Annotated in this window: 22 protein-coding genes; 13 read left to right on the top strand and 9 right to left on the bottom strand. The window is 68.2% G+C overall.

Features of this window, described 5'->3' with window-relative positions:
• The first annotated feature begins 13 nt into the window (after positions 1-13).
• Positions 14-583, top strand: coding sequence for a TIGR03086 family metal-binding protein (locus E0H45_RS35290; RefSeq protein ID WP_131345551.1), 570 nt, complete (start codon positions 14-16; stop codon positions 581-583).
• On the opposite strand, the gene E0H45_RS35285 is transcribed toward E0H45_RS35290, so the two are convergent.
• From E0H45_RS35285 to E0H45_RS35265, 5 genes are all read right to left on the bottom strand, one after another.
• Complete coding sequence (locus tag E0H45_RS35285; protein ID WP_131346029.1) at positions 554-1,720, bottom strand: hypothetical protein; 1,167 nt, start codon at positions 1,718-1,720, stop codon at positions 554-556. The two genes, E0H45_RS35290 and E0H45_RS35285, sit on opposite strands and share 30 nt — an antisense overlap.
• A complete protein-coding gene (locus E0H45_RS35280; RefSeq protein WP_131345548.1) occupies positions 1,704-2,756 on the bottom strand; it encodes a glycosyltransferase family 2 protein in 1,053 nt (350 codons plus the stop codon). Before E0H45_RS35280 ends, E0H45_RS35285 begins: the two co-directional genes overlap by 17 nt.
• 346 nt (positions 2,757-3,102) lie before the next feature.
• Positions 3,103-3,312, bottom strand: a complete 210-nt coding sequence (locus E0H45_RS35275) for a hypothetical protein (protein WP_131345545.1) — start codon at positions 3,310-3,312, stop codon at positions 3,103-3,105.
• Positions 3,309-3,965 carry a hypothetical protein gene (locus tag E0H45_RS35270; protein WP_131345542.1) on the bottom strand — a complete coding sequence of 219 codons (657 nt, stop codon included), beginning with the start codon at positions 3,963-3,965 and terminating at the stop codon, positions 3,309-3,311. The genes E0H45_RS35275 and E0H45_RS35270 overlap by 4 nt, the downstream gene beginning before the upstream one ends.
• A 74-nt stretch (positions 3,966-4,039) precedes the next feature.
• Positions 4,040-6,622, bottom strand: a complete 2,583-nt coding sequence (locus E0H45_RS35265) for a winged helix-turn-helix domain-containing protein (protein ID WP_131345539.1) — start codon at positions 6,620-6,622, stop codon at positions 4,040-4,042.
• Positions 6,623-6,724: 102 nt separating this feature from the next.
• Here E0H45_RS35265 and E0H45_RS35260 point away from each other — a divergent pair, with 102 nt between their 5' ends.
• The 11 genes from E0H45_RS35260 (at position 6,725) to E0H45_RS35210 (ending at position 19,987) form a co-directional block, all read left to right on the top strand.
• The gene (locus tag E0H45_RS35260; protein ID WP_238155523.1) at positions 6,725-9,604 is read left to right on the top strand and encodes a S8 family serine peptidase; all 2,880 of its coding nucleotides are present in this window, start codon (positions 6,725-6,727) and stop codon (positions 9,602-9,604) included.
• Positions 9,605-9,683: 79 nt separating this feature from the next.
• Positions 9,684-10,241, top strand: coding sequence for a TetR/AcrR family transcriptional regulator (locus E0H45_RS35255; protein WP_131345533.1), 558 nt, complete (start codon positions 9,684-9,686; stop codon positions 10,239-10,241).
• Positions 10,238-11,095: an LLM class F420-dependent oxidoreductase gene (locus tag E0H45_RS35250; RefSeq protein ID WP_131345531.1), complete on the top strand. Its 858-nt coding sequence runs from the start codon at positions 10,238-10,240 to the stop codon at positions 11,093-11,095. Before E0H45_RS35255 ends, E0H45_RS35250 begins: the two co-directional genes overlap by 4 nt.
• Positions 11,096-11,208: 113 nt before the next feature.
• The gene (locus E0H45_RS35245; protein ID WP_131345528.1) at positions 11,209-12,066 is read left to right on the top strand and encodes a hypothetical protein; all 858 of its coding nucleotides are present in this window, start codon (positions 11,209-11,211) and stop codon (positions 12,064-12,066) included.
• The gene (locus E0H45_RS35240; protein ID WP_131345525.1) at positions 12,063-12,755 is read left to right on the top strand and encodes an HD domain-containing protein; all 693 of its coding nucleotides are present in this window, start codon (positions 12,063-12,065) and stop codon (positions 12,753-12,755) included. Before E0H45_RS35245 ends, E0H45_RS35240 begins: the two co-directional genes overlap by 4 nt.
• A 95-nt stretch (positions 12,756-12,850) precedes the next feature.
• Positions 12,851-14,416: a malate synthase A gene (aceB, locus tag E0H45_RS35235; protein WP_131345522.1), complete on the top strand. Its 1,566-nt coding sequence runs from the start codon at positions 12,851-12,853 to the stop codon at positions 14,414-14,416.
• 133 nt (positions 14,417-14,549) lie between these two features.
• Positions 14,550-16,337, top strand: coding sequence for a peptide ABC transporter substrate-binding protein (locus E0H45_RS35230; protein ID WP_131345519.1), 1,788 nt, complete (start codon positions 14,550-14,552; stop codon positions 16,335-16,337).
• Between the two features lies 1 nt (position 16,338).
• On the top strand, positions 16,339-17,316 hold the full coding sequence (locus E0H45_RS35225; RefSeq protein WP_131345516.1) for an ABC transporter permease: 978 nt from the start codon (positions 16,339-16,341) through the stop codon (positions 17,314-17,316).
• The gene (locus E0H45_RS35220; RefSeq protein WP_238155522.1) at positions 17,303-18,232 is read left to right on the top strand and encodes an ABC transporter permease; all 930 of its coding nucleotides are present in this window, start codon (positions 17,303-17,305) and stop codon (positions 18,230-18,232) included. Before E0H45_RS35225 ends, E0H45_RS35220 begins: the two co-directional genes overlap by 14 nt.
• On the top strand, positions 18,229-19,206 hold the full coding sequence (locus E0H45_RS35215; protein WP_131345513.1) for an ABC transporter ATP-binding protein: 978 nt from the start codon (positions 18,229-18,231) through the stop codon (positions 19,204-19,206). The genes E0H45_RS35220 and E0H45_RS35215 overlap by 4 nt, the downstream gene beginning before the upstream one ends.
• Positions 19,199-19,987, top strand: coding sequence for an ATP-binding cassette domain-containing protein (locus E0H45_RS35210; protein ID WP_131345510.1), 789 nt, complete (start codon positions 19,199-19,201; stop codon positions 19,985-19,987). The genes E0H45_RS35215 and E0H45_RS35210 overlap by 8 nt, the downstream gene beginning before the upstream one ends.
• 220 nt (positions 19,988-20,207) lie before the next feature.
• On the opposite strand, the gene E0H45_RS35205 is transcribed toward E0H45_RS35210, so the two are convergent.
• The 4 genes from E0H45_RS35205 to E0H45_RS35190 form a co-directional block, all read right to left on the bottom strand.
• Positions 20,208-21,341, bottom strand: a complete 1,134-nt coding sequence (locus E0H45_RS35205) for a DegT/DnrJ/EryC1/StrS family aminotransferase (protein ID WP_238155521.1) — start codon at positions 21,339-21,341, stop codon at positions 20,208-20,210.
• Positions 21,342-21,349: 8 nt separating this feature from the next.
• Entirely contained in the window at positions 21,350-23,128 is a 1,779-nt protein-coding gene (locus E0H45_RS35200) for a polysaccharide deacetylase family protein (RefSeq protein WP_131345504.1), read from the bottom strand.
• 69 nt (positions 23,129-23,197) lie between these two features.
• On the bottom strand, positions 23,198-24,502 hold the full coding sequence (locus tag E0H45_RS35195; RefSeq protein WP_131345501.1) for a transcriptional regulator: 1,305 nt from the start codon (positions 24,500-24,502) through the stop codon (positions 23,198-23,200).
• Between the two features lie 18 nt (positions 24,503-24,520).
• A complete protein-coding gene (locus E0H45_RS35190) occupies positions 24,521-24,895 on the bottom strand; it encodes a cupin domain-containing protein (protein ID WP_165546699.1) in 375 nt (124 codons plus the stop codon).
• Between the two features lie 60 nt (positions 24,896-24,955).
• On the opposite strand from E0H45_RS35190, the gene E0H45_RS35185 reads away from it, so the two are divergent.
• Entirely contained in the window at positions 24,956-25,177 is a 222-nt protein-coding gene (locus tag E0H45_RS35185) for a hypothetical protein (protein WP_131345495.1), read from the top strand.
• Positions 25,178-25,190 lie beyond the last annotated feature (13 nt).

Genomic DNA, 25,190 nt, shown 5'->3' with positions numbered 1-25,190 from the left:
GGACTATGCGGGGATGGGTGAGATCGCGGAGCGGTACCGTCGGCGGGCCGAGGCCTTCGAGCGGAAGGTTGCGGCGGTGCACCCCGAGCAGTGGGGGAACCAGTCACCGTGCGCGAAGTGGACCGCGCGAGACGTGGTCGATCACGTCGTCACGATGCACGCGGTGATGCTGACGCCGGTCGCGCGGAAGCTGGAGCCGGCGGACGACCCGCTGACCGCGTTCCAGGAGGCACGGGCCGCGATCGAGGACGTACTGGACGACCCGGTGGCCGCGCTGACCGAGACCGACACCCCGGCCGGGCGGCTGACCACCGAGCAGCACATCGACCAGGTGGTGTCCGACGACCTCGTCCTGCACGGCTGGGACCTGGCGCGCGCCACCGATCAGGACGAGACGATGGACCCGGCCGACGTCGAGCGGCTCTGGGAGATCGCGGTCGCGATTCCGCCGGAGCTGATGACGAAGTACCGGACGCCCGGCGCCTTCGGCGAGGGCATCGAGGTGTACGGCGCCGAAGTACCGGTCGAGCCGGACGCGCCGCTGCAGGACCGCTTACTCGGGTTGCTCGGCCGCGAGCCGTGACAGGCTGCTCGGCGCGTAGTAGCTGCTCGGGTCGTCGCAGAGCGGTGCCTCGGTGAGTTGTCCGGGACGAGACATCAGGAGCGCGTGACCCTTGGCGATCGCCGGGTCGAGGTACTCGTGCCCCGGGAGGTTCGCGACCGCCGTACGGCAGCCGAGTGCCATGCCCTCGAACAGTGCAGTGGTCGAGACGCCGACCTGGTACGTCGCGGTCGCGAGCAGATCGAGCGTACTGCCGCGGGTCGAGAGCTCCACGCCGTCCGGAATCGTGTAGTCCTCAGCGCGCTCGCTCGGGTGCAAGCGGTAGAGAATCTCCAGGTCCGGGTGCTCCTTGGCCACCGCGTCCGCGACCTCGACGAGCTCCGATCCGACCGTTCCCTGCGACAAGAAGACGACCCGGTGCGGTTCCTTCGGGCCGGGCGGCGGCAGGAACGGCGCGCCCATCACCTCGGTCCGCATCCCCGCGGGCAGGTCCGCGACATCGGTCCAGTACGACCCGAAACACCACAGCTCGTCCGGCTGATCCGCGACCACGGGCCGGCCCGGGTAGCTGTACCCGAGGTGGAACGGGCTGATCGCGCCGTGCTGCAGTTCGACGACGCGGATCCCGAGATCGCGGGCTGCGCCAACGATGTGCTGGTGGAAGTACGCGACGACCAGGTAGACCGTCGTGATCCGGTGCTTCTTGAGGAGCGCGCGGTAGAGGGCGCGGAGCCGCAGGTGCTTCGGGACCTCACGGGCCAGCAGCGCGCCGATCGGGATCCGGACACCGGTGAGTTTCTCCAGCGCGGCCGCGATGCCGCGGTCGTCGGCGGTACGGCGATGGACCGCGCCGGCGGCCGACGTGAAGAAGTCCAGGTTCTTGCTGCCCGGAAGCGGGGTGCCGTTGATCCCGGAGTCCAGGATCAGGGCGCGGTCGCCGAGCGCCGCGCGGAGCTCGTCGGTGTAGATCTCGACACCGTTCGGTTTCCGCGGATGCGGTACGACGAGCGCGTCGTACCGGCCGGGGAACGGGGTGCGCGTGACGACCCCGGCGACGTGTTTCCCGACCAGGGCGGCCTTGTCGTACGGCGTCCGTCGTACCGGATGCGGCGCGCCGTGGATGCCGGTGCGGCGGGTCAGCTCATGAAAGACGCGCATCCGGATGATCGGCCAGGGGTGCGCTCCCCGGATCTGCCACTCGAGCAGCTCCAGGTCCCGCTCCACCGTCCAGATCGCCCGGCACAGCTCCGCCACCGTCGGCCGAACCGTGCCGTTCCCGGTACTCGTCATGGTTGATCCCTACTATCCCGGCGAGACTACCGACGCCCGAGAAGAACCGGCGGACTGCCTTCAGCAGGTGCGTCTTCCGGCCGAGCAACAGCCCGGCGAGGGCGAACCCGATCGCCGAGATCACCCGGGCCGAAGCATAGGCCAGCACCAGGACGTAGCTGACCGCGCCCGGGCGGATCAGCAGGCGGCTGATCGTGTCACCGCTGCCCGAGCGGAAGGCACGCCGTACCAGCCAGCGCAGCGTGGTGCGGCCGACCGGGACCTCCTCGGCGATGCAGGCCTCCTCGCACCAGACGATGCGGAACCCGGCGCGGTGCACGCGGAGGAAGAAGTGCAGGTCGCTGGAGCCGGTGTACCGGAACGCGGGATGGAAGCCTGGCGTGACCGCGTGGTAGACGCGGCGGCTGACCAGCGTGTTGTTCGTGTACGCCTTGCGCAGCTCCTCGCCGGTGGTGTGCCGGCCGGTGGAGTCGTGTACGTCGCTGTAGGCGTTCCACGGCGGCGCGCCGGGCGGGAGATTGCCCTTCACAGGGCCGGTGACGACATCGGCGCCGGTGGACTCCCACGCCTTGAGCAGCGTCGCCAGCCAGCCGGCCGGGGCGACCTCGTCGTCGTCGACGAAGATCAGCGCGTCGTCGTTCCAGCAGAGCTCGACGGAGCGCTCCCGCGCGAAGGGGATCCCCGGCTCCGGTTCCACGACCGACTCGATCGGGTACGGCGTACCGTCCCCGAACTCCTCCAGCACCCGCGCGGCCGACCCTTCCGCGTCGTTGTCCACCACGACGATCCGGATCGCGTACTCCCCGTCCGAGGGCAGCTCCTGCGCCTGCAAACTCGTCAACAACCCCCGCAACAGAGCAGGTCGCCTGAAGGTAATCACCGCGATGGCGACACTCGTGCTCATGGCGCCCGAGACTATCGGTCCCCACCACCAACCGCCCATCCACCGCGTGTGACATTCCCAGCCGCCACCCCGCCCCCCGCCGCCGGAGTGTCGGAACAACCGCCGGAGACCGGAAACAGGCAATTACATGTCCCCATACCCCGCGGGGTATTCCCAGTCCAATCAACTCAGGCGTCGGACACCGCGGATTCCCCGGGTACGGCGGTGGAGCCGATGTGATCGATCCGGATCACGCGCCGACTCATGGCGCCCGAGACTATCGGTCACCGGCCCGCCTGTGGTCTGGGAACAAGGGCCGGCGGCTGGGGACAGGCAATTACCTGTCTCCCGGGACCGCGGGGTGTTCTCAGTCCCGCCTGGTGGTGGGGGTGACGGAGATGAGGGGGAGGCCGAGGTCGCGGATTCGGGCGAGTACGCCGTGGAGCTCGGACTGGTCCGCGATCGTGCCGCGGAGCGTGGTGGTGTCATCGGGTTCTGGGGTGAGGGTGAAGTCGGCGAACCAGCCGGACCAGCTCGGGTCGATGCGCCCGGCGACCCGGACCTCGTAGACGGTCAACTCTGGACCGCAACTGGCTGCCGCACCGCTGTCGTCGTGCGCCAGAGCGAGTAGCCGAGGGCGATCATCGCGATGCCGTTCGGGTAGGCCAGCAGGCGGTAGAGCGAGTCCGGTGCCACGGTCAGCGCCGCGGAGACGAGACCGCCGACGGCCAGCAGGACCGTCGCCCAGCGAGCCAGCACACGGGCGCGGAAGAGCGCGATCCCGAGCAGCAGGCCACCGGCCAGGTAGGCGAATCCCTGCACCTTGAAGACAGTCCCGAGGGCCCCGATGTCGCCGATCGCGTGGCCGCCGGTCGCCACCTCGACCACGTCACGCACATACCCGGGGCTCGTGCCCGCGATCGACGGCAGGACGAACGCCGACACGTACGTCGTGCCGGCAATCAACAGGTAGCCGAACGCGAGGACGACGTACCCGATGAGCCCGAGGACGCCGTTCCGGCGGATCTGACTCAGGTACAGGCCGGTGATCCCGACCAGCGCCAGCGCCGCCATCAGCAGCTTCAGCGTGTTCCGTACGGCGAGCTCGGTCGTGACGATCGAGTTGACGTCGACGTGCGGGTGCCCGATCTGTACCCCGATGAAGATCGCTCCGGCAGCGACGGCGGCGGCGCCGGCGGCCCGGGTCAGTGTGGTTGCGGTGACAGTCATTTCCGACTCCCTCGTTAGTGGTAATCGGAACGTAGGCCGCGACGTAGGGAGTAGGCGTCACCACATGTGGTGACTTAGAGGAGGCCGCGTTCGCGGGCACGACGTACGGCGCCGGAGCGGTTGGTCGCACCGAGCTTGGTGAAGATGCGTTTCGTGTGCGTGCGCAGGGTGTTCAACGAGACGTAAAGCCGGCGCGCGATCTCCGGGCCGGTGAGCTCGGTGTCGAGGAGCCGCAGTACGTCGAGCTCCCGCTCGGTCAGAGGGTCCGGCAACGCGGTCGGTGCCTTCAGGAGCCGGCGTACGAGGGGTTCGTCGGGGGCCGCGTCCTGCAGCAGGGCGCGCATCGGAGCGCCTTCGTCCAGAAACAAGCGCACGTATCGCTCAGGCTCCGGTGCCGCGGCGAGCGCTTGGCGCAGGGCAGCGAGCGCATCGGATCGTTCGCCGCGCACGTGAAGCGCAAGCGCCCGCAGTACGTCGATCTCCAGCAGGCTGCCTGCCCGTCGTGAGGCGTCCCCGCGCAGCCGATCCAGCAGTCCGAGTACGTCGTCACCGCGATGAATCAGCAGCCGCGCAAGGGTCAGCTGCTCGTACTCGTGCAAGTACGACACCGTGTCAGAGATCCCAGTCGCCCACGCTCCGGCCGCGACGAGATCCCCGGCCGCGAGATGGACCCGCGCTCGCATCGCCGCGATCGGTCGGATCTCGGGATACGTCCCGCGCCGGTACAGCCCCTCCGCGTCGTCGAGCAGCCGGAGGGCCGCCGCGACGTCGCCGCGCGCGACCTGCACCTGCGCCATCGCGACGGACCATCGGTGCCGGTTCTCGGTGATCGAGCCGTGCTCGGCGAGGGTCCGCGAGGTCTCGAGATGTGCCTCCGCGCCGGCCAGGTCGTCCAGTTCTCGGTCCAGCTCGGCCAACCCGACGTGCAGGTCCGCCGTGACCCGCGGATACGGCTCGCCGTCGCGGGTCGCCGCTGCCAGCGCCTGCTCAAAGGTTTGCCTCGCCCGCGACGGTCGCCCCGCCGCCATCCAGAGATCGCCTATGACCACCGCACTGTCCTGCACGTCGGTGAGACTGCCCGACGCCTGCAGGCTGCGAACCGCCGTCGCGAACGTCGTCAACGCCTGCTCGACATCACCCGCCGCCCACGCGGCCAGCGCGACGAACCCACCCGCGGCGCCCAGGACGAAATGATCGTCAGGCCCCGCCAGTTCCAGCGCCCGCTCGGCGCACAGAACCGTGGCGGCGACATCACCGCGCGCCTGCGCCAGCGCCGCCCGATAGACCAAGATCAAGGCCGGCGCGGTGCGCAGATCCTCGGTGTCCGCCCAGGTCCCAGCCGGGTCGCCGGCTGCCAGCGCAGCCTCCGCGTCGTCGAGCCAACGTGCCATGCGGTCCAGTTCGCCGGCCATCATCGACGCCCACGCCGCCGTGATGCAGAGCACCGGACGCCGCCGTACGACGGACTCGGGCAGCGACCGGATCCAGCTCAGGAGCAACGAGTCCTGCCGCGCACGCCGTGCCTCAGGCAATGCCTCCTCGATGAGGAACGCGGCCCGCTCATGGTCACCGGCCGCCAACGCGTGTCGTACAGCGTCGGGAGCCATCTGCTGCTCGACGTACCACTCGCTCGCTGCCCGGTGCAGCCGCGGCAGCTCCTCCGGGCGCTCAGCGAGCAGACGCGCACGCAGTACGTCGTGGAACAGGTGGTGGTACCGGTACCAGGTCCGACCGGCGTCCAGCGCGACCAGGAACACGTTGCCGCGATCCAGCTCGTCCAGCACCCGATCGCTGCCGCGCTGACCGGTGACCGCATCGCACAAGGAGCCGGTGAGCCGATCGAGAACCGCCGTACGGAGCAGGAAGTCCCGCACCGGAGCAGGCTGCCGCGCGAGCACCTCGTCGGCCAGATAGTCGATGACGAACCGATGGCTGCCGGTGAAAGCATCGATGAACCCGGCAACCTCGGACACGCCACGCAACGAGAGCGCAGCCAACTGGAGCCCGGCGACCCAGCCCTCGGTCCGCCCCTCCAGCGCCAGTACGTCGTCCGCCGCCAACTGCAGCCCCATGACGTCGTTGAGAAACGCACCCGCTTCCGCCGCAGCGAACCGTAGGTCGTCGACGCGTATCTCCGTCAACTGCCCGCGACCACGCAGCCGAGCCAGCGGGAACGGCGGATCCGCGCGCGTCGCCACCACCAGGTGCAGCTGATCCGGCAGATGATCGAGCAGAAACGCCACGGCCTCATGTACGTCGAGCGCCTCGATCACGTGGTAGTCGTCGAGCACAAGCACTGACTGCGTGTCCGGCCGAGAGGCGTAGTCGTTGACGAGAGCAGTCAGCGCGGCCGTCGTCGGTACGTCGGCTGCGGGCGGCGCGACCTGGATACCAGGCAGGGCCGCCCAGAGGTGCGCCAGGAACCGGGGGAGCTCGTTGTCGCCGTCGTCGAGCGACAGCCAGCCCACCCGCTCGTGACCGGCTGCCCACTCGGCGACGAGGGTCGTCTTGCCGAAACCGGCCGGTGCGGAGACCAGAGCGAGCCGATGACCGGGCTCCAGCGTGCTGTCCAGCCGCTCCACCAGCCACGGTCGCGCCACCAGCCCGGACCGCCGAGCCGGCGGGAACAGCTTCGTGGCGAGCACGGTGGTCGGCACCTACGGATCATAGATCCCGGGGCGTTGTAACGCCGAGGGTCGGTCCAACGATTTAAGGCCTGGACCGAATGTGGTCGGTTCACTCATCTTGGGGGTCCCCTGTTGTCCCGTCCCACTCAACTGCTGCGCCTGGCCCTGCCCGCGGCCCTCGTCGCAGCCGGCTTGGTCGCCCTCTCCGGATCGTCCGGCACCGCCGCGGTCTCCGCCGAGCCGAACGTGCTGCACGCGAAGTTCCGTCCTAGCACTGCTAGCGGACCCGCGTACGACGCCAAGTCCGTGATCGTGAAGTTCAAGCCGAAGGCCACCACCTCGGCCCGGAAGGCGGCGCTGGCCAAGGCCAAGGGCACGCCCGACGTGTCCGTCACGTCCGACGTGGTCACCGTGACCGGTGACAGCCCGGCGCCCGAGCTGCTGAAGAAGGTCAAGGCCGACCCGTCGGTTGAGCTTGCCTCGCTCAACTACATCCGGCAGAAGTCCGCGACCCCGAACGACTGGCTCTACACGAACTACCAGAAGTACCTGTCGACCGTCCGTGTCAACAGTGCCTGGGACCTCTCGAAGACGGCCGGAACCCAGACGATCGGTGTCCTCGACACCGGCGTCGACGCCGGCCACCCGGACTTGGTCGGTCACCTGCTGCCGGGGTACAACACGTTCAACACGGCCCTGCCGCCGAACGACGGCGACGGCCACGGTACGGCGGTGACCGGCATCATCGCGGCCGGTACCAGCAACGGGATCGGCGTCGCCGGTGTCGCCTGGAACGCGAAGGTCCGCCCGGTCAAGGTGCTCGACGACGACGGCACGGGCGACGACTCGAACCTGATCAACGGCATCAACTGGGCGGTCAAGAACAACGTCCGCGTGATCAACATGTCGCTCGGCGGCGAGGGTGACGACCCCGTCCTGCACCAGGCGATCCAGAACGCCGTTGCCAAGGGCGTCGTACTGGTCGCCGCGGCCGGCAACACCGGCTCCTCGGACCTGCACTACCCGGGCGCGTACCCGGAGGTCCTGTCGGTCGGCGCTACCACTTCGGCCGGCGTACTGACCAGCTTCAGCACCTGGGGCGACTCGGTCGACATCGCCGCCCCCGGCTACGACATCACCAGCACAGCGCCCCGCGCGCAGACCGAGGCCGGCTACGAGCCGTACTGGCTCGGCCTCAGCGGTACGTCGTTCTCGTCGCCGATCGTTGCCGGTGTCGCCGCCCTCGTCCGCAACAAGTGGCCGTCGTTGACGCCGGCCCAGGTGATGGCGCGCCTGAAGGCCACCGCCCGCGACGCAGGCCCGCGCGGCACCGACCCGTACTACGGCGCAGGCATCCTGGACGCCTACCAGGCCCTCGGCGGCAAATGGACCACTGACTTCCCGCAGGGTGTCGCAGACAAGAACGACCAGCCGGCCCGCGCAGGCGAACTGATCGCCGGCGTCGCGGTCTCGTCGACGATCAGCGTCGAAGGCGACGTCGACTGGTACAAGCTGCCGACGGACTACGCGCACCAGGTCCGCATCGACGTCAGCGGGCCGATGTTCAACTCGGGCGTCTACGCGCAGAACTTCGGGCCGGTCGTATCGGCGTACGACGAGAACCTCAAGCCACTGGCCTTCGTGCAGAAGCCGGAGCCTCCGGTGGACAGCCACGGGTACGAGATCCCGCAGCCGCTGACCGCATCGACGTACGTCACCGTTCCGGCCGGGCCCATGTACGTCGCCGTCCGGAACGCCAACGGGTCGCGGGACAGCCGTACCTACTCCTTGAAGGTCACCAACGCGGACGGCAACGTCGGCACCGCGCCGATCGACGCGTACCCGGTGCGGGACGTGCAGCCGGCGAATCTGTCCTCCGGTGTCTCGGTCCTTGTCAAGCCCACCGTCACCTTCCCGCGGGAGGTCGACGAGAACAGTGTCGCCAACGGCGGCGTGAAACTGCTCAACGGCAAGACCGGTGCGGTGATTCCGGCGACCGTCTCCTACGACCAGTCCATCCACCGGGCGGAGATCGTGCCGGCGTCCCCGTTGGCTGAGGCAACGCCGTTCCGGATCGTCGCCGACGGTGTCGTCTCGCTCGATCCCACGGTGCCGATGGTGCCGTTCACCTCGGTGTTCAGTACGGAGGACCGCGCTCCGCAGCCGGTGCAGCTCATCGGGGTCGGCGCCTACCTGGCTGCCAACCTGTCGTGGACGATCCCGCCGACCACGGATCTCGACCAGGTGATCGTCCGGCGGAACGTCGGGAGCAAGGCGCCGACGCCGACGACCGGGACGCTCGTCTACGCGGGCACCGGGACCTCGGTGAAGAACACCGGGCTCGCGCAAGGTACGACGTACACGTATGCCGCCTGGGTCAAGGACCGTGCCGGGCACTACAGCGCCCAGGCCGCGGTGAAGCAGCTGCTCGGGATGAAGTCGGGGATCGCTGTGTCGTCGACGCTGATCAACTACGGCGGGGCGATCACGATCAAGGGCAGCACGCTGCGGATCGACAACCTGGCGTACGCCGGGCTGCCGGTGAACGTCTACGTACGGCCGAAGACGTCCTCGAAGTTCACGCTGCTCGCGGCGCTGAAGACGTCGTCGACCGGGACGCTCTCGGTGACGCACAAGCCGCTCGTGTCGTCGGTCTACATGCTGACGTTCCCGGGCAACGGGATCCTGATGGGCACCCGCACCGCCGACGTCACGGTCCAGGTCAAGCCGACGATCTCGGCCACCCTGTCACCGGCCTCGATCCGCCTCGGCGGAACGACCGCCTTCACCGGCTACGTCGCCCCGGCGCACTACGGGCAGACCGTCTACCTGCAGCAGTACGGCAGCAAGGTGTGGAAGTCGATCGCCTCGGTGAAGCTGAGCACCTCCGGCAAATACGCCTTCGGCATCAAGCCCGCAGTACGCGGCCAGATCGCCTACCGCGTCTACTTCCCCGGCGACGCCGACCACGCCCCGACGTACACGCCCACCAAAATCCTCACGATCAGCTGAGGGTTGGGGAGGATTCTGTGCCGATTCGGGTGCAGAATCCTCCCCAACTTCACCTGTACCTCTGGGTACAGTGGGGTGGGTGGAGACAGTGGAGCGGTTGATCCGTAGTACGCAGGAGTTGTTGTGGGAGCGGGGGTATGTGGGGACCTCGCCCAAGGCGATTCAGCGGGCTGCGGATGCGGGCCAGGGGAGCATGTATCACCACTTCACCGGCAAGGCTGAGCTGGCGAAGGCAGCGATCGAGCGGTCCGGGGCCGAACTGCGGGAGGCCGCTGAGGTGCAGTTGGCCGGTGAAGGTACGCCGGCCGAGCGGATCAGCGGTTATCTCGGCCGGGAGCGGGACGTGCTGCGCGGGTGTCAGGTCGGGCGGCTGGCAGCGGATCCCGACGTGGTTGCGGATCCGGAGTTACGGGCACCGGTCGCGGAGACCTTCGAGTGGTTGCGGGCCAGGCTCGCCGAGGTGGTTGCTGAGGGCAAGCGTACGGGCGACTTTCCCGAGTCCCTGGACCCGGAGCGGACCGCCGCGACGATCGCCGCCGTACTGCAGGGTGGGTATGTGCTCGCCCGGGCGGCCGGATCGACCGAACCGTTCGAGCTCGCGGTCCAGGGACTCGTCGACTTGTTGGGAGCGAAATGAAGATCGGTGCGGTGTTCCCGCAGCTCGAGATCGGCGCCGACCCCAACACAGTGCGGGATTGGGCGACGACTGTGGAGGACGCCGGGTACAGCCACGTGCTCGCCTACGACCACGTGCTCGGCGCGGACCCGTCGAACCGCCCGGGCTGGACCGGGTACACCGACAAGTCCTTGTTTCACGAGGTTTTCGTACTGTTCGGGTACCTGGCAGCGATCACGACGAGGCTCGAGCTCGTCACCGGCGTACTCGTCCTGCCGCAGCGCCAGACCGCGTTGGTGGCGAAGCAGGCGGCCGAGGTCGACATACTGAGCAGCGGCCGGCTCCGCCTCGGCGTCGGCATCGGCTGGAACCAGGTCGAGTACGACGCCCTCGGTGTGCCGTTCGAGAAACGCGGCGCGCGGTTGACCCAGCAGGTCGAACTGCTGCGCAGGCTGTGGGCGGATCCGGTCATCTCGTACGACGGCACGTTCGACCGGGTCGACCAGGCAGGCCTGAATCCCTTGCCTGGCAGGGAAATCCCGATCTGGTTCGGCGGCAGTGCTGATGCGGTACTGCGTCGTACCGGGCGGATCGGTGACGGCTGGATGCCGCAATCGGCTCCGGACGAGAAGGCGCGCAAGCAGATCGCGACGATCCGCGAGGCGGCGGAGGCGGCCGGCCGCGACCCGCAGTCCATCGGCATCGAGGCGAGGCTGACGCTGGGCGCCGTACCGGAACACGACTGGCGATCCTTCGCCGACGGCTGGCGAGACCTCGGCGCCACCCACCTCTGCGTCAACACCATGAACCTGGGCCTCTCCCACCCGGAGGAGCACGCCGCGGTGCTCGCCGAGGTGCTCCCGAAACTCACCTGAGACCGCGCCCGGTGGAAAGGAACCCACCGTCGGAGCAACCCAAAATGTATCTCCCGGCGCTTCCCGATCATCCGAACAGGTAAGGGGAGTTTCGTCAGGGAGAGGGGACGGCCATGGCCTCCCAGAGTGATTTCGAGAAGCGGACGTACAACTACCTGCGGCTGGCGATGATCGGAGTCCTGATCATGCTCGCGGTCGCGGTGCTGCGCGAGCACTGGAAGACGGCGTCGGACTGCTGGCAGGGATCGATCAGCGCGTACTACTACACGCCGGTGCATGCGGTGTTCATCGGTTCCCTGGTGACGATCGGCATCTGCATGATCGTCCTGAAAGGCACAACGTCCCTGAAGGACGTGCTGCTGAACCTCGGCGGACTCCTCGCGCCGGTCGTTGCCTTCGTGCCGACGCCGAACGCCGGCAGGTGCTGGTCGGAAGACGTCATCTCGCGCCAGGCGGACGCGGACATCGCGAACAACATGGTGGCGTACTTCGCGGTCGGCGGCGTAGCGCTGCTCGCCTCGATGTTCATCGGGCTGACCTCGAAAGGCAGCGCGAAATGGGACTGGAAGCAGGTCGCGGGTCTCGTCACCTCTGTGCTGCTCTGGTTGGCGGGGATCATCTGGTTCGCGACCTCGCGTCCCAGCTTCGTCGGCAATGCGCACTACACCGCCGCTGTGCTCTTGTTCGCAGTCTTCATCGTCATCGTTGTCCTCAGCGCCAGAGGTCAGCGTCACGAGCCGGCCTCTCGGGCTCCCGAGCGGAGGGCGTTCACCGGTGCCTACGGCCTGATCGCGGTCGGGATGTGCGCCTGCCTCGCGATCGGACTGATCTGGAGGTCGTCGGCGATCCTCGTGGTCGAGACCGTTCTGCTCGTGCTGTTCCTGCTGTACTGGGTGCTTCGAACTGCTGAACAGTGGCGCGCGGGCGAACCTGCAGCCACGGAGAACCTGGCGGAGTCCACCACGCCATGAACGAGGTGCTCAGCACCAAGGACAGAGTGCGGTTGTTGCCGACGGTGATGGGTCGGCTGGCGTCGACCACGGTCGAGTTGGCGGCGTACCGGCTCGGAAAGCGGGGAATGGAGACGGCGATCCTCCCCGCCCCGAAGCCGACGCCCTGGACCTCCAGTGCCGCAGACCTCGGGCAAGACATCCTGAGCCGGGGCTTCCTCGAGCACTCGGTCCGAACCTGGCGTTTCGGGATGGCGCTGGCGCGGGCCGACGGAGCCGACCTCGATCCGGAGTTGTTCTACGTGGCTGCGATGCTGCACGACATCGGGTTGTTCAGGCCCTTGGCCGGCAGGTGTTTCACCGCGGCCGGCGTCGCGGCTGTGCGGGAGACGGCGCCGACGGGAACTCCGGTACGGCGTATCGAGGAGGTCGAGGCAGCGATCTTCGAACACCTCGAGATCCGGAGGCCGCAAGCGACGCTGTCGTGCTACCTGCAGGCCGGATCGCTGCTGGACGTGGCGGGGACGCGGATCACCGCCCTCGGTCCGCAGTTCGTGCGTGCGGCCTGCGAGCACCGCGCCGGGTTTCCCGCAGCGTGCAGAGACGTTTGGCGCGCGGAGTGCCGACGGTTTCCCAAGGGGAGGGCGGCCTACGCGCGTTGCCCGGGCGGTCTGTTGATCGGAACCCGGCTCAACCCTTTGCCGCACTGAGCGGGTGGACGTGCAGGAGCAGGACGGCTGGATTACGGTCGGGGTAGACCGGATCACCGATCACGAAGTCGTAGTTCTGAGTTAAGGAGTCCCCTGTGGCAGTCGAGGTCACCGGCCCGATGGGCGAGCGGTACGACGAGATCCTCACCGAGCGGGCGCTCGGACTGATCGAGACGCTGCACCGTGCGTACGACGGACGGCGGCGGGAGCTGCTCGAGCGGCGCGCGCAGCGGGTCGCGGAGATCGCGGCCGGGGCGTCGCTGGGGTTCCTGGCGGACACGAAGGACGTTCGGGACGACCCGGAGTGGCGGGTCGCGCCCGCTGCTCCGGGGCTCGTCGACCGGCGGGTGGAGATCACCGGACCGACCGACCGGAAGATGACCATCAACGCGCTGAACTCGGGCGCCAAGGTGTGGCTCGCCGACCAGGAGGACGCGAACACGCCGACCTGGGAGAACGTGGTCGGCGGCCAGCTGAACCTGCTGGACGCGATCACCCGGCGCATCGACTTCAGCACCGACACGAAGAGCTACGCGCTCAAGCCGGACGAGGAGCTGGCGACGATCGTCGTACGGCCGCGGGGCTGGCACCTGCCGGAGAAGCACATCCTCGTCGACGGCGAAGAGACGTCCGGCTCGCTGGTGGACTTCGCGCTGTACTTCGCGGCGGCCGCGCAACTGCAGCTCGTCCGCGGCCAGGGACCGTACTTCTACCTGCCGAAGATGGAGTCGCACCTCGAAGCGCGGCTCTGGAACGACGTGTTCGTGACCGCGCAGGACGAGCTCGGGATCCCCCGCGGGACGATCCGCGCCACTGTGCTGATCGAGACGTACCCGGCCGCGTTCGAGATGGAAGAGATCCTGTACGAACTGCGGGACCACTCCGCCGGGTTGAATGCAGGGCGCTGGGACTACATGTTCAGCGTGATCAAGACGCACCGGACCCGCGGTACGGACTTCCAGCTGCCGGACCGGAACAGCGTGACGATGACGGTGCCGTTCATGCGCGCCTACACCGAGCTGCTGGTGCGGACCTGCCACAAGCGCGGCGCGCACGCGATCGGCGGGATGGCGGCGTTCATCCCGAGCAAGGACCCGGCGGTGAACGAGCAGGCCTTCGCGAAGGTCGAGGCCGACAAGACCCGCGAGGCCGGCGACGGCTTCGACGGTTCCTGGGTCGCGCACCCGGGGATGGTCGAGACGTGCCGGAAGGTCTTCGACGCGGTCCTCGGCGAGCGTCCGAACCAGGTCGACAAGCTGCGCGAAGACGTCGCGGTGACCGCTGAGCAGTTGCTGGACGTCGCGGCCACACCTGGTGAGGTGACCGAGGCTGGCCTCCGCAGCAATGTCAGTGTCGCCATCCAGTACCTGGCCGCCTGGCTCGACGGCACCGGCGCCGTCGGCATCTTCAACCTGATGGAGGACGCGGCGACCGCCGAGATCTCCCGGTCGCAGATCTGGCAGTGGCGCCGGAACCAGGTCACCCTCGACTCCGGGGATACGGTCACCACCGAATTGGTCGAACGGATCGCCGACGAGGAGATCGCCAAACTCGGTACGCCGGACCGCTTCGACGCCGCTCGCGCCCTGTTCCTGGAGGTGGCGCTCGCCGACGAGTACGTCGACTTCCTGACGCTGCCGGCGTACGAACGCTTCAGCTGACCAGGCGTCTGCCACCGGGGGACACCGATCTAGATCAATTTCGGTAATGGCCGTAAAGCGTTGACATCGACGCTCGTACGGCCCTACGGTCGCGCCATAAGTCGAGTTCAGGACGCCAGAAAGGCGACACTCCATGGCCAAACGCGCGAGCTCGGTTCCCCCTGCCGGCCAGACCCGGCGCGACTTCCTGCGATTGTCCGGTCTGACCATGGCCGCGATCGGCGGCAGTTGGTCGCTGACCGGTTGCGGTCTGTTCGGTGACGACAGCAAGGCGGCCGACGGCCAGTCGACGCTGAAGATCGACTACGTACCGGTCGAGGTGCTGGACCCGCAGGTGATCACCAACGGCATGTGGATCCTCAGCCGTGGGATCTCCGAGGGCCTGGTGGCCCAGAACGAGAAGGGCGACGGAGTGCTGCCGGCCGTCGCTTCCGAATGGAAGGTCTCCGACGACCACCTGACCTACACGTTCACGCTGCGCGACAACGCGCAGTGGTCCGACGGCAAGCCCGTTGTCGCACAGGACTTCGAGCGGACCTACAAGCGGCTGTTCACGCCGGCGGCGACGTCGGCCGGCGGTACGACGCTCGGCGCGAACAGTTACCAGGTCTCGACCGGGATCAAGGGCGGCAAGGACTTCCTGGCCGGCGTACTGACCGACTGGTCGAAGGTCGGCGTGAAGGCGAACGGGGACCACGAGCTCGTGCTCACCCTGTCCAACCCGAACCCGGACTTCCTGCTGGCGCTGACCCACCCGGCGATGCTGCCGCTGCCGATGGACCTGGTCGAGAGCAAGCCGAAGGACTGGCAGAACCCGCCGAACTACGTGTCCAACGGGCCGTACACGGTGACCGAGTGGGTCCAGAACTCGAAGCTGATCCTGGTGCCGAACGAGAAGTACTGGGACCGCGGCAACGTCAAGATCGGCCGGATCCAAGTCAACCTGGTCGAGCCCAGTGCGGCCGCGACTGCGACCGTGGCGTACGAGAACGGCGAGACCGATCTGGTACAGCTGGCCGGGCCCGACGTACTGCGGTTCCAGAAGGACGCGAACCTGTCGAAGGAGCTCCAGCAGACCGAGAACTACAGCATCCTCTACCTGGCGAAACTGCGCAGCCAGCATCCAGCGATGGAGGATGTCCGGGTCCGCAAGGCGTTGTCGCTGGCGCTCGACCGCAAGACCCTGGCTGGTGTGCAACCCGGTCAGGAGCCGGGGGTCTCGCTGGTGACCAGCCGGACCGGGGGTTGGGACGCAAGCCTCGGGATCAAGGAGGACGTCGCCGAGGCGAAGCGGCTGCTCGCCGAGGCCGGCTATCCGAACGGCCAGGGCCTACCGCCGGTGCGGATCCTCGTCGGCGTACCGGACACCACCCTCGCCGACGCGATGGTGGACAGCTGGACCAAGCAGCTGGGCATCAAGGCGAGTGTCGACCACGTCGAGTCCGGCGTGTACACCGAGCGGCGCTGGCAGGTTCAGAAGGGGAACTACATCGGCTTCTACTACGGCACGTTCGCCGGGCTGCCGACGTGGCCGACGATGGTCGGTTCGCTCTGGTCGCCGAAGAACGTGCAGGAGATCAGCCTGCCGAGCGACCAGTGGCAGAAGTACCAGGCTGTGCAGGAAGACAAAAACCTCAAGCCGGCCGACAAGACCGCCCAGCTCGACGCCATCCTCGCCGGGCACGCCTCGAAGCCCGCACGGGAGATCGGCACGCTGGTCGACAAGGCCAACACCGCGGCGGACGACGCAAAGCGGATGGAGCTGTACAAGCAGGCCGCGAAGCTGCGCGAGGAGCAGTACCTGTACCTGCCGGTGCTCTGGCTGAGTCTCTTCCACGCGGTCAAGCCGAAGGTGCACGGGCTGCAACTGCGGGCCTACCCGGACTACTTCTACCTCAAGTCGCTGAGCGTGGGGAGCTGACGTGGGGCTCGCCGTCTACCTCGGCAAGCGCGGGGTGCGCCTGGTCCTGTCGTTGATCGCGGTCTCGATCCTGACGTTCACCCTGCTGCAGCTCGCGCCCGGCAACTTCGCCGATCTGCAGCGGGTGAACAGCGGCGCCACGAACTTCGGCGGCGTCGGCACCGAATCGATGGTCGGCGAACTCGAGTCCCGGTACGGCGCCGACGTCCCGGTCTGGAAGCAGTACCTGATCTTCATGAAGGGCGCGGTCGTCTGGGACTTCGGGCCGTCGTACAAGTACGCCAGCCGCAACGTCCAGGACATCATCGCGGAGGCGTTCCCGGTGTCGGCGACGCTGGCGTTGCTAGCGGTCCTGCTCGCGCTGCTGATCGCCGTACCGATCGGGGTGTTCGCGGCGTTGCGGCAGAACACCAAGACCGACCACGCGACGATGTTCGCGGTCACCCTCGGGCATGCCTTGCCGAGTTACCTGACTGCGGCGTTCATGATCCTGCTGTTCTCCGCGACCCTGAAGTTGTTGCCGTCCGGCGGCTGGAACGGCCCGGAGGACCTGATCCTGCCGGTGCTCGCGCTCAGCCTCGGCCCGGCCGCGGTGCTGGCGCGATACGTGCGGTCGAGCATGCTGGAGACGCTCCGCGAGGAGTACGTGACCGCGGCGCTGGCCAAGGGCGGTCCCCGGCGGACCGTCATCATCCGGCACGCGCTGCGCAACTCGCTGATTCCACTCGTCACTGTGGCCGGTCCCCTGCTGGCGGCGCTGATGACCGGCACGGTGTTCGTCGAGGCACTGCTCCGGATCCCCGGTCTCGGGTTGTACTTCGCGAACGCGGCAGCCAGCCGGGACATGCCGTTGCTGATGGGTACGGCGATGTTCTTCGCGCTGATCCTGATGGTGACCAACCTGGTCGTGGACCTGATCTACGGGCTCCTCGATCCCCGAATCCGTACCGTGGGAGGTGGGTCCCATGACGGCCACTGAGGGCGTCGAGGCCGTGGTCGGCACCATGAGTACCGGCGAACCGGAGCCGATCGAGCGCGGGACCACCGCGCGCGGTCCCTGGTCGCGGGCCTGGTCCCGGTTTCGCAAGCACCGGCTGGCTTTCGGCAGCCTGATCTTCTGCGCGTTGCTGATCCTCACCGCGCTCGCGGCGCCGCTGATCGCGCCGTACGGCTATGAGGAAACCGACATCCAGCACAAGCTGGCGGGACCCGGTGCGCCGGGGCATCTGCTCGGCACCGACCTGCTCGGCCGGGACATCCTCAGCCGGCTGATCTACGGCCTGCAGACGGCGCTGACCGTGGCGTTCGGCGCCGAGCTGACGGCACTCGTCCTCGCATTGGCGATCGGGTTGCTCGCGGGCTATCTCGGTGGTCGCGTCGAACAGGTGCTGATGGCATTCACCGACGTGATGTACGCATTCCCCAGCTACCTGTTCGCGGTCGTGATGGTCACCGTGCTCGGTCGCAGCATCTTCGCGCTGGTGGTCGCGATCGGGATCGCGTCGTGGGTCACCCAGGCGCGGCTGGTCCGGGCCCAGGTGATGACGCTGAAGGAACGCGAGTACGTCGAAGCAGCGCGGTCGATGGGCGCCAAGGGCAGCACGATCGCGATCCGGTACATCCTGCCGAACGCGATCGGGCCGATCCTGGTCACCACCAGCTTCGCGATCCCGGCCGCGATCGCCGCCGAGGCGGGGCTAGCACTGCTAGGACTCGGCGTACAGCCGCCGACCCCGTCCTGGGGCGCGATGATCAGCGAGGGCAGCCGGTATCTGCTGGCGGCGCCGCACATGCTGGTCGCGCCGGCGGTGCTGTTCGCCCTTACCCTGCTGGCGTTCACCTGGATCGGCGACGGCGTACGGGATGCTTTCGACCCGAGCGGAGAGCAGCGATGAGTGAAGACGCGTTGCTGTCCGTCCGCGAGCTGCGGACGACGTTCCGGCGCGATGGCGCCGAGCCGCTGACCGCGGTCGACGGGGTGTCGTTCGACGTACGACGTGGGCAGGCGCTGGCGATCGTCGGCGAGAGCGGTAGCGGCAAGAGCGTCACCATGCGCAGTGTGATGGGCATCCTGCCGCGGACCGCGCGGATCACCGGAGGCCAGGCGCTGTTCGGCGGCCGGGATCTGTTGGCGATCGGGGACAAGGAGCTGCGCAAGGTCCGCGGCCGCGACATCGCGATGGTCTTCCAGAGCGCGATGGAGGCGATGAACCCGACGCTGACGTTGGAGCGTCAGCTCACCGAACACCTACTCTGGCACGGCCTGTGCACGAAGGCGGAGGCCAAGAAGCGCGCGGTACGGGCGCTCGGCGACGTCGGCATCCCCGACCCGGAGAAGCGGATCCGCACGTACCCGTTCCAGCTGTCCGGCGGGATGCGGCAGCGCGCGATGATCGCGATGGCGATGGTGACCGAGCCGGCGCTGCTGATCGCCGACGAGCCGACCACCGCCGTCGACGTCACCGTGCAACGGCAGATCCTCGACCTGCTGGCGGAGCTGAAGAACCGTGGCACCGGCGTCATCATGATCACCCACGACCTCGGTGTCGCCCGCTACTTCTGCGACGACGCGGTGGTGATGTACGCCGGTCGCGTGGTCGAACGGGCGCCGATGGACCGGCTGCTCGACGACCCGCGCCATCCGTACAGCGTCGGCCTGCTCGGGTCCGGGGTCGAGGTCGGCGGCCGGGACCTGCCGCTGCGGCCGATCCCGGGCAGCCCGCCCGACCTGTCCCACCGTCCCGAGGGCTGTCCGTTCCATCCGCGCTGCGCGCGGGCCGAACTGCCCAGGTGCGCTACCGAGCAAGAGACTCTGACGATCGGTCCCGGCCGGGACGCCGCGTGTTGGAAGGTGGCCGTCGATGCCTGACGAACTGGTCCGCGCCGAGTCCGTGACCAAGGTCTTCCGGACCCGTGCCGGAGAGGTCCGCGCGGTCGACGACGTCTCGCTGACGGTGCACCGCGGCGAGACGCTCGGCCTGGTTGGCGAAAGCGGTAGCGGCAAGTCCACGATGGCGCGGCTGATGATGGGCCTGCAGACCCCGACGTCGGGCCGGGTCGAGTTCGACGGGCAGGATCTGAACAAGCTGCCGGCTCGCGAGTTGCGGACGCTGCGTCCGCGGATGCAGATGGTCTTCCAGAATCCGTACGGCTCGTTGCTGCCGCATTTCAGTGCCATCGGCAACGTGATGGAGCCGCTGCGCCTGCACGAACGGGGCGACAAGGAGTCCCGGCGTACCAAGGCGCTCGAACTGCTCGACCTGGTCGGCATCAACACCGGCCACGCGGAGCTGTACCCCCGGCAGTTCTCCGGCGGTCAGCAGCAGCGCATCGCGATCGCCAGGGCGCTGGCCCTCGAACCCGACCTGCTGGTCTGCGACGAGCCGACCTCGTCCCTGGACGTCTCGATCCAGGCCCAGATCCTCGAACTCTTCACCGACCTCCGCGACCGCCTAGGCCTGTCCTTCTTGTTCATCTCCCACAACCTCGCGGTCGTAGAACGCCTGGCCGACCGCGTAGCAGTCATGAACAAAGGCCAACTCGTCGAGGAAAGCACAACCGAAGCCCTGTTCCGCGCCCCCCAAGACGACTACACCCGCCAACTCCTCTCCGCCGTACTCCCCATCCGCCAGGACTCAGGCCTGAGCTAGATCGACCGCCCGGCTGACGGGTTATCTCACCGATAGCGCGTTGTAGCCCGTCAGCGGTCACATAACCCGCTAGCCGCCTGTGTCCCCCCGCCAATGCCCACCCGAAGCTACGCCGTGTGCCTCGGCCAGGTCTGGGGCTGGGGACTCCTGAGGTCGTTCTAGTCGAGGGTGGGGAGGGTTTTTCCCGTTTTGGGTAGGAAACCCTCCCCAGGTGGCGGTTCTAGCTTGCGACTGCGTTGGTGAGGGTGGTTGCTAGGGCTTGGGTTTGGGGTTCGGTGCCTAGTAGGTAGGGCTGGGGGAGCCAGATGGTGTCGGTGGAGACTTTGTCGGCGTTCGGGCAATCGGCTTGTGGGTAGGGCTGGCCGAGGCGGTCGGTGATTGCTTTTGATTCTCGGAGTACGGCGGCGTTGCGGTGCAGGGGGACGTAGCCGCTGGATGCTCTGGTGACGCCTGCGGCGGCGAGGGATTGCAGGACTGCGTCGCGTTGGCCGGGGACTCGGAGCATGAACAGGTGCCGGCCGTGTGCGGTGATCGCTGGGTCATCGGGGGCGAGTTGGACGCCGTCAACGTCGGACAGCAGGTCCGTGAGCAGTCGGGCGTTGCGTTCGCGCAGCTCCTGCAGTCGCGGGTGACGCCGCAGCTGGACCCGCAGAATCGCCGCCTGGAACTCGGTCAGCCGCAGGTTGTACCCGACCGCCTCGTGCTGGTACCAGCCACCACCCGGCACCCGGCCGACGTTGACGAGCGAATACACCGTGCCCGCCAACTGATCGTTGTCGGTGAGTACGGCGCCGCCTTCGCCGGCGGTGATGTTCTTGCTGCTCTGGAAGCTGAACGTGCCGAGGTCACCGATCGCGCCGACCGCCCGGCCTTTGTACGCCGCCCCGTGCGCCTGGGCCGCATCCTCGATGATCGTCAGCCCGTGCTTGGCGCCGAGCACGTTGAAAGCGTCCATGTCGGCAGGTCGACCCGCGAGGTGAACGACAACGATCGCCTTGGTCCGCTCGGTGATCGCAGCCTCGGCCGCGGCCGGATCGAGGAGATGAGTGTCCGCATCCACGTCGGCAAAGACTGGCACCGCACCCACGAACAGGGCCGCCGAAGCGGTCGCGATAAAGGTGTACGGCGGCACGATCACCTCGTCGCCGATCCCGACACCAGCGGCCCGCAGCGCCACCGCGATGGCCAGCGTCCCGTTGGCGAGGCAGATCGCGTGCCCGGCCTGCTGGTACTCCGCGAACTCCTCTTGGAAGGTCGCGACGACATCACCGCTGGTGCTGCCCCACTTCCCCGAGTTCAGCACCTCCAGCAGGGCCTTGGCCTCTTCGTCGCCGTACTCCGGCCACTCCGGCATTTCAGACATCATGGTGTGATCACCCATCTGTTGTCTCCGGCAACGATATCGGCGGTCAGTTCGACGAAGGGCCGGCCGAGCCGCACCACCGTCCGGGCCGAACCCTCGCCCTCCTTGACGATCGGGCTCGTTCCCGCACTCGGTACGGCGAGCAGCACCGCAGCGCCCGGCACCGGCTCCAAAGCCTCTGCTCGCACGGCCAGACCGTCCGGGTGCGGCTCGATCGACAACACGACCCCACGCCGGCTGCGCTCCCAGCTGTTGATCCGGGTGGCCGTCCACCACGCCATCCCGCGCCGCCGAGCCTCCACAGCGAGCTCGATACACGCTGCCCGGGTCGGTGGGCGCAGGTGCAGATGCGGCCCGTGGAACAGGAAGTGCGCGACGCCGTGTACCGACTGGGCCCCGTCCAGGATCACGTCCCGGACGGAGGCGTGCCCGGCCCAGGCGAGATCCTGGGTGTGCAGCGGCAGGTTGAGTACGTCGTGCATCCGGTTGCCCTCAGCAACCGGAGCCATCGGGAACGATACGTGTGAGGCGCCGAACGTGAAGCCCACATCACCTTGTTTGCTTGGCCCGCGCGACTCGTCGATCTGGATGCCGAGCCGCTCGCACCAGATGTAGAACTCGGTCCAGCCTTCCCAGCGGGTGTAGTGGTTCTTGTTCGAGACGATCTGCTCGGTCTCAGTGACAGCTTGCGCCCAGGCGTACTGCGCGCGCATCTGAGGCCAACCCCAGACCGCGAGGTCCGCGTCGCCCATCGCGTTGTAGTGCAAGGCATTCTCGTGCCCGGCCGCGGTGATCGCCGCGTACAGCTCGGGTGAGTACCCGCCCGGGAACACGTGGCACCACGTGACCTGAACCTCGGCCTCGGCGAACGCGTCGAGGGCCGCCTGACCGTGTTCCTCGACATTCTGGTCGGAGTCGTGCGACATGTGCGCGACGGCGTCGACACCTGCTGGCCAGTACCAGAGCCAAGGCACCGCCGCGCCGGCCTGCGAAGCGCCCCACCACAGGCTCTGTGCGAACAACGAGCACCACCAGTCGGCCTGCGGCTGGTCGAACATCGGTACGGCGCTCGGCGGCGGATAGGTGTGCTCGTACGTCGGAAGCAGTTCCGGCTCACCCGGTGGCATCGCCCGGTCCCGCTCGAAGCTGAGCACCATCCCGTCCTCGCACTTGAGGACGCCGTCGTCGATCGGCGCGGTGCCGTCGGCGGCGGGTTCACCGTCGGCGGTGACGGCGTACCCCTGCTGGATCCGGACGATGCTCTGCCACAGGTCGACGCCGTACGTCAGCACGACGCCCGCGTCGAGCTGCCGGAGGGTGATGGCGGCCGTGTCGTCGTCCTGCCAGCGGGCGAGTGTCTCGACACCCTGGCCAGTGAGTCGACGACCGCCGACGGCGTGCAGTGCGACCGGTGGGAGGGTTGACCAAACCGGGGTTTCGGACAGTACGACGTGGCCGTCCGGGACGCTGTCGCCGGCCGATACACCCGCGAGCGCGGAGAGCGGACCGGGATCGCCGACGAGGATCAGCACGCCGCCGTCGCGCACCCACTGCTCGAGACCGTCGGCGGGGTCGTCTGGAGTGGTCGCGTAGACCAGCACGGACACATCGTCCGGCGGGGCGGCCGCTTCGCGAGGGGAGATCGACCGATAGGGCAGCCGCAGGTGTCCGAGCACCTCGGCCAGGTAGGCCCACCAGGCGTCCTGACCCGCCTGGTGGGCCCGCTCGGTCGCCGCCTGGTCGTCCACCACTGCGACTGCATGAAGGGGTTCTGGCACGCGACCAACCCTGCCCCAGGCGTGCTCCTGCGGCAAGACCTAAATAGCTGTTATGGACGACCGTAATAACTAGCGCGGGATCTTTTCGACCAGGAGTTGGTATGGGCGTGGTGGTCGGCCGAGCTTGCTCGAGCGTGGTGGCGGCATCGGCCAGGCCAGCCCTTCGTCCACCAGCGTGCTCAACGTTCGGCGCGCGGTTCGTAGTGTGACGCCGAGGAGTTCGGCGACCTTCTCCGCGTCGACGATCCGCTCGGTGTCGTTCGCGTTCTCCAGCTGCTCGGCCAGCGTGGCCAGGATCTGGAGCGCGCGAGAATCCGATGGCACCGAGCGCTCGGCGGCACGCGTGCGCTCGCCCGGGACCTGCAGCACAAAGCCGTGCGGCCCGACGACGAACGCGGTACCGCCACCCGCCGCCTTGTCGACCGCGGACTGGGCGTTCACCTCCGCCTCGCGGGTCGACGTACCGAGTCCGATGCCGATCTCGAGCCGGATCCCCAGCTCCTCGGAAATCCGGTCCAGAAAAGGCGCCATCGACAGGTTGTCAGTTGCCAGTCGCAACGAGCCCATCGTCGTGACGATCAGGAAGCTGTGCTCGTCACGCGGCACCACCGCTGCGTCCATCGGCCTGGCGTCGCGCAGCAACTCGCGGTGCAGCGACAGCCGCAACTCCTGGTACCAGTACGCGCTGGCGCTCGCGTGCGCCGGCAGCGACGCGGCAGGCACCCGGACGATCATGGTGACGATCCGGGACTCCTCGAGCTTGGCGCCGCTGCCCATCAGGATCGCCGTGGTCAGCGCCTGCCGGATCGTCATCGACGACGGCGTCATCCGCAGTGTCGGTACGCCGGCCTTGCGCAACGCGACGTCGACCGTCGGGACCGTGGTCACCGCCCCGGTGGTCCGTCCGCGCTCGTGCAGGGTGCGGTGGAAATCGAGGAACGTCTCGGCCGACTCGGGTCCGGTGTACTCCTTCAGCCGTACGCCGGACGCGCTCAGGCCGATCTCTTCGTAGACATGCGTGAGATCGCGCCGCGACATGGTGTCGACGCTGATCCGGGCCGGATCGAAGACCTTCTCGAGCACGCCGCGGAGCAGGGTCGAGAACAACGCCGGCCCGCCGCTCGGCACGTACGTCGCCGGTACCGGCAGCCCGCCTGCGACCGCTACGTCGTACGGCAGCGGTCCCGCGAACAAGAAGGAGTCGACGCGGGAGGCGATCCGGGCGGCCTGTTCGTGTGCGTCGTGCTCGTCGGCGTACTGGGCGGTGACAAGCCGGAGGCCGGGGTTGTCCAGCTCGCGGGCCAGGTTGATGATCCGGTGCACGATCTGCTCGGCGCCGACGACGCCGACCGTCACCTGTTCGTGGGTCGCCACTCCGTCAGGTTAACCGGCTCACCCGCGCGGGGGCGGGTCGACGTTGACGGTGGGGATGCCGCCGCCCGCGCGGGCGATGATCGCCAGGGACGGGTCGTCGGTGGGGTTGCTCTCGCGGTGGACGGTGAAGGCCGGCACGTGCACGAAGTCGCCGGCGACCGCGTCGAGGTACTCGTCGGTGCCCTCGAACTCGAGCCGCAGTACCCCTGACACGATGTAAAGGCTGCTCTCGTTCCGGTCGTGGTGGTGCCAGCCGGAGATCGCGCCGGGCTGCGTGATGACCTGGCCGGCCCACAGGATCGGGAGCTCGAAGGCTCGCATCCGGAGCATGCCGGCGGTCGGGTCGGCGGCGACCAGGTCACCAGCTTTGATCACACGGACTGGCTCACTCATGGCAACAGTCTGCCTCTGCGGGAACTGCCCGGCTATCGGAGTGGCGCGTAAGGTTCGGCTATGGCGAGGATTGTGTTGCGGGTCCGGATGATCAGCGGTGACCACCTGGATGTCGCCTACGAGGAGCCCGGGGCGGCGGACGACGTGACGATCCAGCATGCCGTCACGGCACTCGCGAGTGACAACGGACTGCTTCGGTGCAGACACGGCGACCGCCAGATGGTGCTGTACTCCCGCGGCGTCGCCGCCGTCGAGATCGCGCCACGAGGCGCGGTCCTCTGAGCACAGCCGGATG

Source organism: Kribbella soli, from assembly GCF_004331345.1.
GTDB lineage: Bacteria > Actinomycetota > Actinomycetes > Propionibacteriales > Kribbellaceae > Kribbella > Kribbella soli.
Note: the sequence above shows the minus strand (reverse complement) of the source record. Positions and strands in the feature narration are given on the sequence as shown.